Source organism: Pseudomonas sp. B21-051 (assembly GCF_024748795.1).
GTDB lineage: Bacteria > Pseudomonadota > Gammaproteobacteria > Pseudomonadales > Pseudomonadaceae > Aquipseudomonas > Aquipseudomonas putida_A.
Genome location: NZ_CP087166.1, coordinates 1673988 through 1688391 on the forward strand (window position 1 = coordinate 1673988; position 14404 = coordinate 1688391).

Consider the following 14404-nt stretch of genomic DNA (forward strand, 5'->3'; position numbering starts at 1 on the left):
GGAACAGGAATCAGCACATGTTCAACGGTAAATCGATCTTCATCTCCGGCGGCACCGGCTCGTTCGGGCGCAAGTTCATCGCCCGTCTGCTTGAGCAATACCAGCCCAAGCGCGTGGTGGTGTTCTCCCGCGATGAGCTCAAGCAATACGAAATGCAGCAGACGTTCAACGCGCCGTGCATGCGTTACTTCCTTGGTGACGTGCGCGACGCCGACCGTCTGCGGCAGGCCATGCGCGGCATCGACTACGTGGTGCACGCGGCGGCGCTCAAGCAGGTGCCGGCGGCGGAGTACAACCCGACCGAGTGCATTCGCACCAACGTCAATGGCGCGGAGAACATCATCGCCGCCGCCATCGACAACGGCGTGAAAAAGGTTGTGGCGCTGTCCACCGACAAAGCGGCCAGCCCGATCAACCTGTACGGCGCGACCAAGTTGCTGTCGGACAAACTGTTCGTCGCCGCCAACAACATTGCCGGTGAACAACAAACGCGTTTTGCCGTGGTGCGCTACGGCAACGTGGCGGGCTCTCGGGGGTCGGTGGTGCCGTTCTTCAGCAAGCTGATCGCCGACGGTGCGCAGGAGTTGCCGATCACCGACGAGCGCATGACCCGCTTCTGGATCACTCTGGATCATGGCGTGCAGTTTGTCCTCGACAGCTTTGCGCGGATGCACGGCGGCGAAGTGTTCGTGCCGAAGATCCCGTCGATCCGCATCGTCGATCTGGCGCGGGGCATGGCCGAGCATCTGCCGCACAAGAACGTCGGTATTCGTCCCGGGGAAAAACTGCATGAACTGATGGTGCCGCTGGACGATGCGCGGATGACCCTGGAATTCGCAGACCATTACACCATCCAGCCTTCCATCCGCTTTACCAGCGTCGATGTCGATTTCTCCATCGACAAGCTCGGCGAGCATGGCCGGCCGGTGAGTGAAGATTTCGAATACCGCTCCGATACCAACCCGCACTACCTCTCGGTCGGGCAGATCGCCGAGCTGCACGCGAAGCTCTCGGCATGATTCCCTACGGTCGGCAGAGCGTTGATCAGGCGGACATCGATGCAGTGGTCGAGGTTCTGCAATCGGACTGGCTGACTCAAGGCCCGACTATCGAGCGCTTCGAGCAGGCGATGGCCGAACGATGCCAGGCGGATTTCGCGGTAGCGGTGTGCAACGCCACGGCGGCGCTGCACATTGCCTGCCTCGCGGCCGGCCTTGGCCCGGGCGATCGCTTGTGGACCACGCCGAACACCTTTCTGGCCTCAGCCAACTGCGGGCGCTATTGCGGCGCCGACGTGGATTTCGTCGACATCGATCCGCTGACCTGGAACCTCGATGCCTTCGCCCTTGCCGCGAAACTCGATCAGGCCGAACAGGACGGCACGTTGCCGAAAGTGTTGGTGGCGGTGGCGTTCTCCGGGCAGAGCTGCGACCTGCGCAAGATTGCCGAACTGGCCGAGCGCTACAACTTCACGGTGATCGAAGACGCCTCGCACGCGGTGGGTGCCAGTTATGCCGGGCGTCCGGTGGGTTGCGGGGAATTTGCGGCGATGACCGTGTTCAGTTTCCATCCGGTGAAAATCATCACCAGCGCCGAAGGCGGCATGGTCCTGACCAATCGCCCGCAACTGGCCGAGCGTCTGCAGCGCCTGCGCAGCCATGGCATGACCCGCGATCCGCAGCAGATGAGCGAACCCAGCCACGGCCCCTGGTATTACCAGCAGATCGAGCTGGGCTTCAATTACCGGATCACCGATTTGCAGGCGGCGCTGGGTCTGTCGCAACTGGCCAAACTGGACGGGTTTATCGCCCGTCGCCGCGAACTGGCGGCGCGTTACGACCGGTTGCTGGCCTACCTGCCACTGAGCTTGCCCAGCGCGCAGCCGGAGGCGGAATCGGCGTGGCACCTGTACGTGGTGCGCTTGCAGACCGAACGCATCGGCCTGACCCATCGTCAGGTGTTCGAAGGCTTGCGTGCCGCCGGTATCGGCGTGAACCTGCACTATATTCCGGTGCATTTGCAGCCGTACTATCTCGACCTGGGTTTTGTCGAAGGTGACTTCCCCGAAGCCGAGCGTTATTACGCCGAGGCGATCAGCCTGCCGCTGTATCCGTTGCTCACGGACGAGCAGCAGGATCATGTGGTCGAGCAATTGCGCCGGCTGACCGAATAAATCCCGCTACGGCGGCGAATGAGACTGTGCAATGCGTGATCTGAGTGAGCAGGAAAAATTCTGGCAGGGCGACTTCGGTAACCAGTACGTCGATCGCAACGTCGGTCAGCCGCTGGTGGCGGCCAACCTGGCGTTGTTCGCCAAAGCCCTGAGCCGCGCCGGGCGCATCGACAGTGTGGTTGAGCTGGGCACCAATGCCGGCAACAACCTGCAGGCGCTGCATCAACTGCTGCCGCACAGTGAATTGTTCGGCGTCGAGATCAATGAAAGCGCCTGTGCTCAGGCGCGGGCACTGGGCATCGCGCAGATCTGGCACGGCTCGCTGTTCGACTTCCCCCGCGAGCGCAGCTACGACCTGACCCTGAGCAAAGGCGTGCTGATCCATCTGGCGCCGGAGCTGCTGCCGACCGCCTATGCGCAGTTGTATGCGTTGAGCCAGCGCTACATCCTGATCGCCGAGTACTACAATCCGGCGCCGGTGGAAGTGGCCTATCGCGGCAACAGCGGCAAACTGTTCAAACGCGACTTCGCTGGGGAAATGCTTGATCGCTATCCGGATCTGCAACTGCTCGATTACGGCTTTGTTTATCACCGTGATCCGCAATTCCCGGCGGACGACGTCACCTGGTTCCTGCTGGAAAAACGTTCTTGAGCAGCGTTGCAATCATCCCGGCCCGTGGCGGCAGCAAGCGCATCCCGCGCAAGAATCTGCTGCCGTTCGACGGCGTGCCTATGATTGTTCGCTCGATCCGTACGGCGCTCGACAGTGGCCTGTTCGAACAGGTCGTGGTCAGCACCGATGACGCCGAAATTGCCGAGCTGGCGCAGGCCCATGGCGCGCAAGTGCCGTTCCTGCGCCCGGCTGAACTGGCAGACGATTTCACCGGCACCGCTGCGGTGATTGTGCATGCCTTGCAGCAACTGCCGGCCTTCGACTACGCCTGCTGCGTGTACGCCACCGCGCCGTTGTTGCAGGCGCGATTTCTGCGGCAAGGATTCGAGCTGCTGCAGCAGCACCCGGACAAAGCCTTTACATTCTCAGTGTGCAGCTTTGGTTTCCCGGTGCAGCGGGCGCTGACGCTGGACGCAGAGGGCGCGCTTACCGCGTTGTACCCGGAATTTCGCAACACCCGTTCGCAGGACCTGCCCGAAGCGTTTCAGGACGCTGGCCAGTTCTACTGGGGGCGGCGCGATGCGTGGTTGCGCGGCGAGGCGGTTTATTCGCCGGTCAGTCTGCCGGTGATTCTGCCCCGGCATCTGGTGCAGGACATTGACACGCTGCAAGACTGGAAACGTGCCGAATACCTTTACGCCGCGCTCAAGGCCGGCGGAGAGTTGCAATGAGAGTGCTGATCCGCGCGGACGCTTCGCCGACCATCGGCAGTGGCCACATCGCCCGCTGCCTGACGCTGGCGCGAGTGCTGCGCAAGCAGGGCAGTCATGTCGCCTTTGCCTGCCGCCGGTTACCGGGGCATCGGCTTGATGCCTTGGCTGTCGAAGGTTTCGAGACCTTCGCCTTGCCGGACGTCTACCCCGACGAAGACCCGCAGCAAGCCATCGAATCGATGCTGCCGTGGCAGGCGGACATTGAGGCGCTGGACGCCTTGCTGGCAGGTCACGCTGCATTCGACTGGATCATTGCCGACCACTACGGCCTCGATCATCACTGGCAGACCGCAGCGCGCCGTTGGGCGCCTCGGATCGCGGCGGTGGACGATCTTGCCACCCGCCGTTACAGCGTTGATCTGCTGCTCAATCAGAACCTGTCCGGTCTCAGCGCAAACTATAAGCCGCTGCTGCCCGAAGGTTGCCGCACCTTGCTCGGCCCGCGCTACGCCATGTTGCGCGAAGAATTCGTCTGCCCGGCCATTGCGATCAAACCCAAGGCGCGGCGGGTGCTGGTGAATTTCGGTGGTTTCGATGCGGCGATGCAGACCCATCACGGGATGTTGGCGCTGCAGGATTTCGCAGAGCTGGAAGTGGATTTCGTCGCCGGCGCAGACAACCCGGCATGGACGCAAATGCAGGCGCTGGCGGCAACACGGCCGCATTGGCGCCTGCACAGTTTCGTCAGCGATTTCCAGCAACGCATGACCGCGGCCGATCTGTTTATCGGCGCCGGTGGCGGCACCAGTTGGGAGCGTGCAGCCCTCGGCCTGCCGACGATCTGCATCGCGGTATCGAACAATCAGCAGGCCAACGGCGAAGTCATGGCAGCGGCGGGGGCGCATGTGTTCATGGGCGCCCGCGAGCAGGTCAGCGTCGAACAACTGCGCGACGCCATTGGTTTTGTCGTCGACAATGTCTATCTGCGCCAGAGTCTGGCCGAGCGTTCACGCCAACTGGTCGATGGGCGCGGTGCGTTGCGCGTGGCGGCGGCGCTGGCCGGTGCGGTGCTCAAGCTGCGCCCGGCGTCCCTCGGTGATGCGCAATTACTGTTCGACGGGCGCAATGCAGAGGCTGTGCGGCGCTGGTCACTGGACACGGCTGCAATCGAATGGCCGCAGCGCCTGAACTGGCTGAATGCGAGCCTGCGCAATCCACAGCGTCTGCTGTTGATTGCCGAGGCCGATGACGGCGCGGTCGGCGTCTTGCGTTATGACCTGCGCGGCTTTGAAGCCGAAGTGTCGCTGTATCTGCTGGAAGGACGGCTCGGTCTCGGCTGGGGCAGGGCGCTGCTGGCGCGAGGCGAGGCGTTCGTCCGCGAGCACTGGCCGCAGATGACCGTTATCACCGCTCAGGTGCTGCCGGGCAATCGCCCCACTTTGAATGTGTTTCGTGACGCCGGATTCACCCAGAATGCCTGCGCGTTCACCCAGGTTTTGAAGGATCACCGCAATGAGTAGTTTCAAGATTGGCGAGCGTCTGATCGGTGCCGATGCGCCGCCGTTCATCATTGCCGAGATGAGCGGCAACCATAACCAGTCGCTGGAGGTGGCCCTGCAGATCGTCGAGGCCGCCGCCAAGGCTGGCGCGCACGCCTTGAAGTTGCAGACTTACACCGCGCAGACCATGACTCTGGATCTGGCCGAGGGCGAGTTTTTCATCAAGGATCCGAACAGCCTGTGGGCCGGCACTTCGCTGTACGACCTGTACGAGAAGGCCCACACGCCGTGGGAGTGGCACGCGCCGATTTTCGCCCGGGCCAAAGCGTTGGGCATGCTCGCGTTCTCGACGCCGTTCGACGACACAGCGGTGGATTTTCTCGAGAGCCTTGATGTGCCGGCCTACAAGATCGCCAGTTTCGAAAACACCGACCTGCCGTTGATCCGTCGTGTGGCGGCGACCGGCAAACCGCTGATCATCTCCACCGGCATGGCCAGCATCGCCGAGCTCGACGAAACCGTGCGCGCCGCCCGCGAGGCAGGGTGCAAGGATCTGATGCTGCTCAAATGCACCAGCACTTACCCGGCAACCCCGCTCAACAGCAATGTGCGCACGATCCCGCATCTGCGTGAACTGTTCGGTTGCGAGGTAGGGCTTTCCGATCACTCCATGGGCGTTGGCGTGTCCGTGGCCGCTGTGGCGCTCGGGGCGACGGTGGTGGAAAAGCACTTTACCCTCGACCGTTCGGCGGGCGGGGTCGACGCCAGTTTCTCGCTGGAACCTGCAGAGCTGGCCAGTCTGGTGGTGGAAACCGAACGTGCCTGGCAGGCCATGGGCCAGGTGCATTACGGCGTCACCGAGGCCGAGCGCAAGTCGCTGGTCTATCGCCGTTCGCTGTACGTCACTGCCGACATGGCGGCCGGTGAGTCCTTTTCCGGGGACAATCTGCGCGCCATTCGTCCTGGTCTCGGTCTGCCGCCCAAGCACACCGATGCCGTCCTCGGTCGCCGCGCTCGTCAGGCGATCAAACGTGGCACGCCACTGGACTGGTCGTTGGTCGAATAACCCGATCTGCAACCGATTCGGCAAAATAGCGTGACCTGCGAGTCATAACGCGCATCTTCACTGTATTGTATTGACCGGGGAGATGGGCGCCTGGCCGTGTAATCGGTTCCAGTGATAGCCCTTTGCGCTCCCCGTGGCTGCCCTTTGTGGCGGCCGTTTTCTGTTTGTCGGCGCCCCTCGAATCCTTGCGAGCGGTGGTTTTGGGCTGTTTTTTATTGGGAAGCCGTAATGATTGGCATAAAAAGCATTGCGAGCTACGTTCCTGTAGCCGGCGTGGACAATTACGCACAAGGTGCAAAATTCGAGAAGGATGAAGAATTCATCCTCGGCAAAATCGGTTCGGCCTTCCTGCCGCGCAAAGACGCTGAACAGGAAACCTCCGATCTGTGCGTGGAAGCGGCCAATGCGCTGTTTGCCAGCAACCCTGAACTGAAGCGTGAATCGATCGACGCACTGATCGTCGTCACCCAGAACGGTGACGAAGAAGGTCTGCCGCACACCGCTGCCATCGTCCAGGACAAGCTCGGTCTGCCGACTAATGTCGCGGCGTTCGACATTTCTCTGGGCTGCTCCGGTTACGTCTACGGCATCTACGCGATCAAGGGCTTCATGGAAGCCGCCGGCCTGAAGAACGGCCTGCTGATCACCGCTGACCCGTATTCGAAAATCGTCGACCCGGAAGACCGCAATACCACCATGCTGTTCGGCGATGCCGCCACGGCGACCTGGATGGGCGAAGACCCTTCCTGGGCGCTGGGCAAGGCCAAGTTCGGCACCGACGGTTCCGGCGCGCCACACCTGAAAGTCACCGATGGCGTGTTCTTCATGAACGGGCGTCAGGTGTTCAACTTCGCGCTGCTCAAAGTCCCGGCGCACTTGCACGAATTGCTCGACGACTCCGGGCTCAAGGCTGACGACATCGACGCCTTCTGCATTCACCAGGGCAGTGCGGCGATTGTCGATGCGGTGGCACGACGTTTCGAAGGCGAGCCGGAGAAGTTCATCAAGGACATGGTCGAGACCGGCAATACCGTGTCGTCGAGCATTCCGCTGCTGCTGGAGAAACACGTACTCGATTCCGACTGGCAGCGCATTGCCCTGAGCGGTTTCGGTGTCGGTCTGTCGTGGGGCTCGGCGATCATCTATCGTCCTTGAGTCGGTCAAAAACGGCGGATACAAAAATAGCGTTCAAGGTTACCCTTGAACGCTATTTTTTTGCCCGAACGAAACGCGAGGCGTCATGAGCGAGTTTTTCCAACCCAACGCCCAGGTCATCCAGCAACGCTGGCCGGCGTTGTTCGAGCGGTTGCTGGCGGAAGACACCTCAGTCGTTCAAGCCGAACTGGTGCAGGGCTCGGGCTCGACGCTCAGCGTTAATGGCATTCAACTGACCAGCCGCCACGACCGGGTCCACGAAGCCCGCACCCAGGCGGCCAGCCTGGCGGAAAAACCACAGTTGCATGTCTACGGCACTGGCCTCGGCGATTTGCCAACGGTGCTGCTGGAGCGCGCTGGCCTTGAGCAGTTGTACGTGCATATCCTCAATGGCGCGTTGTTCGCGCTGGTGCTGCAACTGCTTGATCAACGGCAATGGCTGGACGATCCGCGCGTGCAGCTGTTCTACGCCGGTGATCTGTCAGACATCTGCACACCGTTTTTCGCCCTGCCGGCGGAGATGCTGCTGGCTGATGACTTCAACGCGAAGATCCGCGATCGGCTGGTCAGCGAAGTGCACCTGAGCTTCAACAACCGTGAGTTCGATCCAGACTTGCCGTTCATTCAACAGCGCTTGCAGGACTGCCTGCCGGTGTTGCTGGGCGATGAAGATGTGGCGCAGTTGTTCGGCAGCGCCAATGGCCGGGAAATCTATGTGATCGGCACCGGGCCGACGCTGGAAGGGCATTTCCAGCGTCTGGCGGCGGTGCACGCGCAGGTTGAACGTCCATTGTTGATGTGCGTCGATACCGCTTACCGGCCACTGCGCGAACACGGCATCGTCCCGGATCTGGTGGTCACCATCGATCAGCGCATCAGTTTCCGGCATTTGCCGTTCGAGGACTCCGCTGGCATCCCGCTGGTGTATCTGCCCATGAGCGATCCTGCGGTGCTGACCGCGTGGAAGGGCAAGCGCTACGGCGGTTACTCGGCCAGCCCGGTGTACGCCGCGTTGCGTGAGCAATATCCGCGCGGGCAACTGCATGTCGGCGGCAGCGTGATTCATCCGGCGGTGGATCTGGCGGTGAAGATGGGCGCCTCGCGCATTACCCTGTTCGGCGCCGACTTCGCCTTCCCGATGAACAAGACCCATGCTGGCTGGAATGACGGTGATCTGGGGCCTGGGGTCGATCAGGCGCGGCACTGGGTACAGGACGGCCATGGCCAGCGGGTCAGCACCCAGCTGAACTTTCGCGGCTATCTGTGTGTGCTGGAGCGCTATATCGCCGCGCATCCGCAGGTGCAGTTTTTCAACAGCAGTCGCGCGGGCGCACTGATCGCCGGGACGCAGTTCAATCAGGAGTTTGTGCAATGACCACGATTGAGCACTGCGTCGACGAGTGCCGTCAGTGCGCCGGGCTGTTTCGTCTGGGGCGTGATGTCGAGGCGGCGCTGGATATGGTCGATGTGTTCGAAAGCGCGCAGCAGTTGCTTAAAGCTGCGCCTGCGCCGATTCAGCAGGACTGGGCCTTTGTACTCACGCAGATGCTCGACTGTCAGGAGCGTCAGGATTGGTTGGGGCTGGCTGACTGGATGGAGTACGAGCTGATTGAAGTGTTGCAAAAAGCGCGATCGGCAATGTGAGCGACCGCGCTGGCGCGCGGCTTTAGGCGCGGGTCGGTTTTATGGCGTCATTTTTTCGCAGGTGGGAGGGCGCTAAGCCCTTGTTTTCGCTGGGGTGGCAGGGTGATGGCAAATTTTTTTCAAAAAGCCCTCAAGCAACCTGCCAACCCGACGATAACTATTACGAAGGTTCTCTAGGCCATTCCAGGCGGTTGCCAGGGCCGGAAGCCGCAGTACCCAACCAACGAGGAATTCGTCATGGCTTTAACAGTAAACACCAACACCACGTCGCTGAACGTTCAAAAGAACCTGAACCGTGCTTCCGACGCTCTGTCGACTTCGATGCAGCGCCTGTCTTCCGGCCTGAAAATCAACAGCGCTAAAGACGACGCTGCCGGCCTGCAGATCTCCACTCGTATGCAATCGCAAATCCGTGGTGGCAACCAGGCTATCCAGAACGCCAACGACGGTATCTCCGTTGCCCAGACCGCTGAAGGCGCTCTGCAAGCTACTACCGACATCCTGCAGCGTATGCGTGAACTGGCTGTTAAAGCACGTACCGGCACCAACGGCACTGCTGACCAAGCAGCGACCAACAAAGAATTCGCCGACATGTCGGACGAAATCACCCGTATCGCAGCTTCTACCAACCTGAACGGCAAAAACCTGCTGGACGGTTCGGCTGGTACTGTGACTCTGCAAGTTGGCGCAAACACCGGCACTGCCAACCACATCGACCTGGTACTGAGCTCCAAGTTCGACGCCGTCAGCCTGTCCGTGGACAAAGGTACTCTGGCTCTGACCGGTACTGACGCTGCTACCGCTGGCTCCAACATCGACAGCGCTATCACTGCAATCGACGCTGCTATCGCTGCGATCGGTGATACCCGTGCCAGCCTGGGTGCTTCGCAAAACCGTCTGACCAGCACCATCGCCAACCTGCAGAACATCGTTGAGAACACCACTGCTGCACAGGGTCGTGTACAAGACACCGACTTCGCCGCAGAAACTGCTAACCTGACCAAGCAGCAAACTCTGCAGCAGGCTTCGACCTCCGTTCTGGCTCAAGCCAACCAACTGCCTTCCGCTGTACTGAAGCTGCTTCAGTAATTTCGGAATGAGTTCGGGCGGGGGAGTGCGCTAGTCGTGCTCTCTCGCCTTTTTACGTTAGGAGGTGATGAGCATGGACATGAGCGTGAAGCTTAACCAGTCTTATCCGGCTCCCAGGCCAGTAACACCGGTTGCTGACAAACCGTCAGAGACGCCTGAAGTTGCCAAGGTGCAAGCGCCGGTCGCGGCCAAGAGTCAGGACACGGACGGTGCCAAGTTGAAACTGGCGGTGCAGGAGATCGAAAAGTTTGTTCAGTCGATCAAGCGCAATCTGGAGTTCTCTATCGACGAGCATTCCGGGAAGGTCATCGTCAAGGTGATCGCAAGCGAGACGGGTGAGGTCGTTCGACAGATCCCTTCCGCAGAAGCCCTCAAGCTGGCAGACAGTCTCGCCAACGCGAGCCACGTATTGTTCGACGCCAAGGTCTGAGAGCTGGCATGAATAGTGTTTGTCTTTCTTGATGACGCCGGGAAGGGTCAAAAGAACGGCAGCAATCTGAAGGGAGATGCACATGGCAAGTCCAATTTTACCGGGTACGGGCCTGGGTTCCGGCCTGGACATCGGTGCGATCGTTACTGCGCTGGTCAATGCCGACAAGTCGCCGAAGCAGACGCAAATCGATACTGCGACCAAAGCCAACACGCTGAAGATTTCTGGTATCGGTTCGTTGAAGAGCGCGCTGACTGCGTTCCAGACGGCAATGACCAATCTGAGCAGCAAAACCAACCCTGCGTTTGCCGGCTTCACCGCTACTTCGGCCAATACGTCGGTTCTGAACGCCACTGCCGACAGCACCGCAGTAGCGGGAAGCTACAACGTTGTCGTGAGTCAGCTGGCCACAGGCTCGAAAGTCGCCAGTGCCTCTTTCGCCGGCGGCGCCTCCAGTGCCATTCCGAGTGGTACCCTGAAAATCAGTCAGAATGGCACTGATTACAACGTCGACATTCCGGCCGATGCCACCTTGCAGAGTACCCGTGATGCCATCAACAAGGCTCAGGGCGCCAACGGCATTTCCGCCAACATCGTGACCGACGCCAATGGCGCTTCGCGCCTGGTGATCAGTTCGAGCAAGACCGGCGAAGGTTCCGACCTCACCGTCAGCGGCATTGCCGGTCTGGAGATCGATGGCACCAAGGCGATGAGCAGCACTCCGGCAGCAGGTGATTCGGGCGCCGTCAACGGCGTTGCAAAAAATGCCCAGTTGACCATCGACGGCCTCCAGGTCAGCAGCAAGAGCAATACGGTAACCGGCGCAATCAGTGGCCTGACTCTGAATCTGACGACTGTCAGCGCTAACGCGAACTCCCCGACTGTTGTCAGCGTAGATGCCAACACCAAAGGCTTGCAGACCTCGATTCAGTCGTTTGTCGATGCTTACAACACGTTGAAGACCACCATCGATACGCTGTCCAAGGCGACGCCGGACGCCGATGGCAAGCTGACCGTGCAAGCGGCCTTCACTGGCGACGCGATGCCGCGCGCGCTGATTGCCGACGTGCGTGCCGAGTTGACGGCCAAGGGCGCTGGCGGTCCGTTGGCCGTACTGTCCCAGCTGGGCGTAATGACCGATCGCAACACCGGTAACCTGACGTTTGATACCGCTGCTTTCAACAAAACCATGGCCCAGCCAGGCATGACTGGCCAGGTTCAGCAGTTGTTCACCGGCACTGATGACACCAACGGTCTGTTGGCACGCATGAGCAAGGCCGTGGATCCGTACCTCAAGCCTGCGGCGGGTGATATCACCGGCAGCGGTCTGCTTGATCAGCGCATGGCCATCCTCAACAAAAACACCCGCAATCTTACCGATCAGCAATTGGCACTGGATCTGCGTGTAGCTAACCTGACCAAGACACTGACCGCGAAATACAACGCCATGGATCTGTTGGTCGGGCAGATGAAGGCCACGGCGAGCAATATCACGTCGTTCTTCAGCTCGCTGAACGCTCAGCAGTCCGCGAAGTAACAGGCAGGAACGACAAAAACCCGGCTACGCTTCATCGGCGTGCGCCGGGTTTTTGTCTTTTGATCTAAAGTTCTGTGGCTCGTTGGCGATACACTGGTTATACGAGTCAATGTGGCAAATGAGGTAGAACATGAATCCAATGTTAGCCCTTCGGCAATACCAGAAAGTCGGCGCGCACGCCCAGACATCCGAGGCGAGCCCGCACCGTCTGGTGCAAATGTTGATGGAAGGTGGTCTGGAGCGCATCGCTCAGGCCAAGGGCGCTATCGAGCGCAAGGATATTCCTGCCAAGTGCACGGCGATCAGCAAGGCCGTCGGCATCATCGGTGGTTTGTGTGAAGGCCTGGATCTGGAAAACAGTGCTGACTCGGTAGGTGAGCTCAACCAGCTTTACATCTACATGATGAAGCGACTCGCCGAGGCCAACGTCAAGAGTGATCCGAAGATACTCGACGAAGTTGCCGGCCTGCTGCGTACCGTCAAGGAAGGCTGGGACGGCATCGCTCCGCCAGGCCCCCAGTTTTAAGGAGAACACCATGAGTCTTGTATTGCAGCGAATCGCCGATACCCGTGAAGCGCTGGTCAGTGCGCTGGCCGAGCGCAACTGGGAAGCCATTGGCGAGCTGGATCTGGCTTGCCGTTCCTGCATGGAAGACGTCATGGTCGAGGCCTCGCTGGATGAGGAGGCCTTGCGCAGTAACCTTGAGGAGTTGCTCCATGTCTACAAGGAGCTGCTTGAGGCGGCAATGGGTGAGCGCCAGGCGATAGCCAACGAGATGTCGCAGATCACCCAAGCGCAAAAGGCGGCAAAGGTTTACCATCTGTTTGGTTAATTAACCCCCAGTTAATCCAGACATGTGCGCCATAAATTTGACTGTGCACGGTTTTTTGACTTAACTAGTGGCTGTTTTCAGATTTCAGGCGTCTACAGGCACAAGGTGTCCTGCAAGCGTCTCGCTTGCCCCATTTTTCGGGCATTGAGTTGACTAGGGAAGTTGCTATTGCATGTGGCGTGAAACCAAAATTCTGCTGATCGATGACGATAGCGTCCGCCGCCGCGACCTGGCGGTGATTTTAAATTTTCTCGGCGAAGAAAATTTACCCTGCGGCAGCCATGACTGGCAGCAGGCTGTCGGCTCTTTGTCATCGAGTCGTGAAGTCATCTGTGTACTGATCGGGACGGTAAATGCTCCGGGGGCACTTTTGGGCTTGTTAAAGACACTCTCGACGTGGGATGAGTTCCTTCCGGTTTTGCTGATGGGCGATAATTCTTCCGTCGACCTGCCGGAAGACCAGCGCCGCCGGGTGCTTTCGACCCTGGAAATGCCGCCCAGCTACAGCAAACTGCTCGATTCCCTGCACCGTGCCCAGGTCTATCGCGAGATGTACGACCAGGCCCGCGAGCGCGGCCGTCATCGCGAACCCAATCTGTTCCGTAGCCTTGTCGGCACCAGCCGGGCGATTCAGCACGTCCGTCAGATGATGCAGCAAGTGGCCGATACTGACGCCAGCGTGCTGATCCTCGGCGAGTCCGGCACCGGCAAGGAAGTGGTTGCGCGTAACCTGCATTACCACTCCAAGCGTCGCGACGCGCCATTTGTGCCGGTCAACTGCGGGGCGATCCCGGCAGAGCTGCTGGAAAGCGAACTGTTCGGCCACGAGAAAGGCGCCTTCACCGGCGCGATCACCAGCCGTGCCGGGCGTTTCGAACTGGCCAACGGCGGTACGCTGTTCCTCGACGAAATCGGCGACATGCCGCTGCCGATGCAGGTCAAGCTGCTGCGCGTCCTGCAGGAGCGCACTTTTGAGCGCGTGGGCAGCAACAAGACCCAGAGCGTCGACGTACGCATCATTGCCGCGACCCACAAGAATCTCGAAAGCATGATCGAGATCGGCACCTTCCGCGAAGACCTCTACTATCGCCTGAACGTGTTCCCGATCGAAATGGCGCCGCTGCGTGAGCGCGTCGAAGACATCCCGCTGCTGATGAACGAACTGATTTCGCGCATGGAACACGAAAAGCGCGGCTCGATCCGTTTCAACTCGGCCGCGATCATGTCGCTGTGCCGTCACGGCTGGCCGGGCAACGTCCGTGAGCTGGCCAACCTGGTGGAGCGCATGGCGATCATGCATCCGTACGGGGTGATCGGCGTGGTCGAATTGCCGAAGAAATTCCGCTACGTCGACGATGAAGACGAGCAGATGGTCGACAGCCTGCGCAGCGATCTCGAAGAGCGCGTGGCAATCAACGGTCATACGCCGGACTTCACCGCCAACGCGATGCTGCCGCCGGAAGGCCTGGACCTCAAGGACTACCTCGGTGGTCTGGAACAGGGCCTGATCCAGCAGGCGCTGGACGACGCCAATGGCATCGTGGCGCGTGCCGCCGAACGCCTGCGTATTCGTCGCACCACGTTGGTGGAGAAGATGCGCAAGTACGGCATGAGCCGGCGCGAAGGTGACGAACAGGCGGATGATTGACGCC

General features: G+C 60.2%; 15 protein-coding genes. All 15 read left to right on the forward strand.

Annotated features, from left to right (window positions below; genetic code table 11):
* Positions 1 to 17 precede the first annotated feature (17 nt).
* The 15 genes from pseB to LOY52_RS07600 all read left to right on the forward strand — a co-directional run bounded on the left by pseB (position 18) and on the right by LOY52_RS07600 (position 14400).
* A complete protein-coding gene (gene pseB / locus LOY52_RS07530) occupies positions 18 to 1019 on the forward strand; it encodes a UDP-N-acetylglucosamine 4,6-dehydratase (inverting) (protein ID WP_047292505.1) in 1002 nt (333 codons plus the stop codon).
* Positions 1016 to 2173, forward strand: coding sequence for a UDP-4-amino-4,6-dideoxy-N-acetyl-beta-L-altrosamine transaminase (pseC, locus tag LOY52_RS07535; protein ID WP_258678953.1), 1158 nt, complete (start codon positions 1016 to 1018; stop codon positions 2171 to 2173). Before pseB ends, pseC begins: the two co-directional genes overlap by 4 nt.
* 31 nt (positions 2174 to 2204) lie before the next feature.
* Positions 2205 to 2825, forward strand: a complete 621-nt coding sequence (locus tag LOY52_RS07540; protein WP_258678954.1) for a pseudaminic acid biosynthesis-associated methylase — start codon at positions 2205 to 2207, stop codon at positions 2823 to 2825.
* Positions 2822 to 3517 carry a pseudaminic acid cytidylyltransferase gene (gene pseF, locus LOY52_RS07545; protein ID WP_258678955.1) on the forward strand — a complete coding sequence of 232 codons (696 nt, stop codon included), beginning with the start codon at positions 2822 to 2824 and terminating at the stop codon, positions 3515 to 3517. The genes LOY52_RS07540 and pseF overlap by 4 nt, the downstream gene beginning before the upstream one ends.
* Entirely contained in the window at positions 3514 to 5019 is a 1506-nt protein-coding gene (gene pseG, locus LOY52_RS07550; RefSeq protein WP_258678956.1) for a UDP-2,4-diacetamido-2,4,6-trideoxy-beta-L-altropyranose hydrolase, read from the forward strand. Before pseF ends, pseG begins: the two co-directional genes overlap by 4 nt.
* On the forward strand, positions 5012 to 6064 hold the full coding sequence (gene pseI, locus LOY52_RS07555; RefSeq protein WP_258678957.1) for a pseudaminic acid synthase: 1053 nt from the start codon (positions 5012 to 5014) through the stop codon (positions 6062 to 6064). Before pseG ends, pseI begins: the two co-directional genes overlap by 8 nt.
* A gap of 228 nt (positions 6065 to 6292) precedes the next feature.
* Complete coding sequence (locus LOY52_RS07560) at positions 6293 to 7219, forward strand: ketoacyl-ACP synthase III (protein WP_096796272.1); 927 nt, start codon at positions 6293 to 6295, stop codon at positions 7217 to 7219.
* An 85-nt stretch (positions 7220 to 7304) separates the two neighbouring features.
* Positions 7305 to 8594: a motility associated factor glycosyltransferase family protein gene (locus LOY52_RS07565; RefSeq protein ID WP_258678958.1), complete on the forward strand. Its 1290-nt coding sequence runs from the start codon at positions 7305 to 7307 to the stop codon at positions 8592 to 8594.
* A complete protein-coding gene (locus LOY52_RS07570; RefSeq protein ID WP_258678959.1) occupies positions 8591 to 8863 on the forward strand; it encodes a hypothetical protein in 273 nt (90 codons plus the stop codon). The genes LOY52_RS07565 and LOY52_RS07570 overlap by 4 nt, the downstream gene beginning before the upstream one ends.
* A 237-nt stretch (positions 8864 to 9100) precedes the next feature.
* A complete protein-coding gene (locus LOY52_RS07575) occupies positions 9101 to 9952 on the forward strand; it encodes a flagellin domain-containing protein (protein WP_145593068.1) in 852 nt (283 codons plus the stop codon).
* 73 nt (positions 9953 to 10025) lie between these two features.
* The gene (locus LOY52_RS07580) at positions 10026 to 10382 is read left to right on the forward strand and encodes a flagellar protein FlaG (RefSeq protein ID WP_115987107.1); all 357 of its coding nucleotides are present in this window, start codon (positions 10026 to 10028) and stop codon (positions 10380 to 10382) included.
* An 82-nt stretch (positions 10383 to 10464) separates the two neighbouring features.
* Positions 10465 to 11919 (forward strand): flagellar filament capping protein FliD, encoded by a 1455-nt coding sequence (gene fliD / locus LOY52_RS07585; protein ID WP_145593063.1) that lies wholly within the window; start codon positions 10465 to 10467, stop codon positions 11917 to 11919.
* A gap of 130 nt (positions 11920 to 12049) precedes the next feature.
* Positions 12050 to 12445, forward strand: a complete 396-nt coding sequence (gene fliS / locus LOY52_RS07590; RefSeq protein WP_007966231.1) for a flagellar export chaperone FliS — start codon at positions 12050 to 12052, stop codon at positions 12443 to 12445.
* 10 nt (positions 12446 to 12455) lie between these two features.
* A complete protein-coding gene (locus LOY52_RS07595; protein WP_095139365.1) occupies positions 12456 to 12752 on the forward strand; it encodes a flagellar protein FliT in 297 nt (98 codons plus the stop codon).
* Positions 12753 to 12924: 172 nt separating this feature from the next.
* Positions 12925 to 14400 carry a sigma-54 dependent transcriptional regulator gene (locus tag LOY52_RS07600; RefSeq protein WP_003222863.1) on the forward strand — a complete coding sequence of 492 codons (1476 nt, stop codon included), beginning with the start codon at positions 12925 to 12927 and terminating at the stop codon, positions 14398 to 14400.
* Positions 14401 to 14404 lie beyond the last annotated feature (4 nt).

Bases quoted from the DNA above. Each gene is read 5' to 3' on its own strand.
- pseB (WP_047292505.1), top strand. From the start codon at position 18: ATGTTCAACGGTAAATCGATCTTCATCTCCGGCGGCACCGGCTCGTTC.
- pseC (WP_258678953.1), top strand. From the start codon at position 1,016: ATGATTCCCTACGGTCGGCAGAGCGTTGATCAGGCGGACATCGATGCA.
- LOY52_RS07540 (WP_258678954.1), top strand. From the start codon at position 2,205: ATGCGTGATCTGAGTGAGCAGGAAAAATTCTGGCAGGGCGACTTCGGT.
- pseG (WP_258678956.1), top strand. From the start codon at position 3,514: ATGAGAGTGCTGATCCGCGCGGACGCTTCGCCGACCATCGGCAGTGGC.
- pseI (WP_258678957.1), top strand. From the start codon at position 5,012: ATGAGTAGTTTCAAGATTGGCGAGCGTCTGATCGGTGCCGATGCGCCG.
- LOY52_RS07560 (WP_096796272.1), top strand. From the start codon at position 6,293: ATGATTGGCATAAAAAGCATTGCGAGCTACGTTCCTGTAGCCGGCGTG.
- LOY52_RS07565 (WP_258678958.1), top strand. From the start codon at position 7,305: ATGAGCGAGTTTTTCCAACCCAACGCCCAGGTCATCCAGCAACGCTGG.
- LOY52_RS07570 (WP_258678959.1), top strand. From the start codon at position 8,591: ATGACCACGATTGAGCACTGCGTCGACGAGTGCCGTCAGTGCGCCGGG.
- LOY52_RS07575 (WP_145593068.1), top strand. From the start codon at position 9,101: ATGGCTTTAACAGTAAACACCAACACCACGTCGCTGAACGTTCAAAAG.
- LOY52_RS07580 (WP_115987107.1), top strand. From the start codon at position 10,026: ATGGACATGAGCGTGAAGCTTAACCAGTCTTATCCGGCTCCCAGGCCA.
- fliD (WP_145593063.1), top strand. From the start codon at position 10,465: ATGGCAAGTCCAATTTTACCGGGTACGGGCCTGGGTTCCGGCCTGGAC.
- fliS (WP_007966231.1), top strand. From the start codon at position 12,050: ATGAATCCAATGTTAGCCCTTCGGCAATACCAGAAAGTCGGCGCGCAC.
- LOY52_RS07595 (WP_095139365.1), top strand. From the start codon at position 12,456: ATGAGTCTTGTATTGCAGCGAATCGCCGATACCCGTGAAGCGCTGGTC.
- LOY52_RS07600 (WP_003222863.1), top strand. From the start codon at position 12,925: ATGTGGCGTGAAACCAAAATTCTGCTGATCGATGACGATAGCGTCCGC.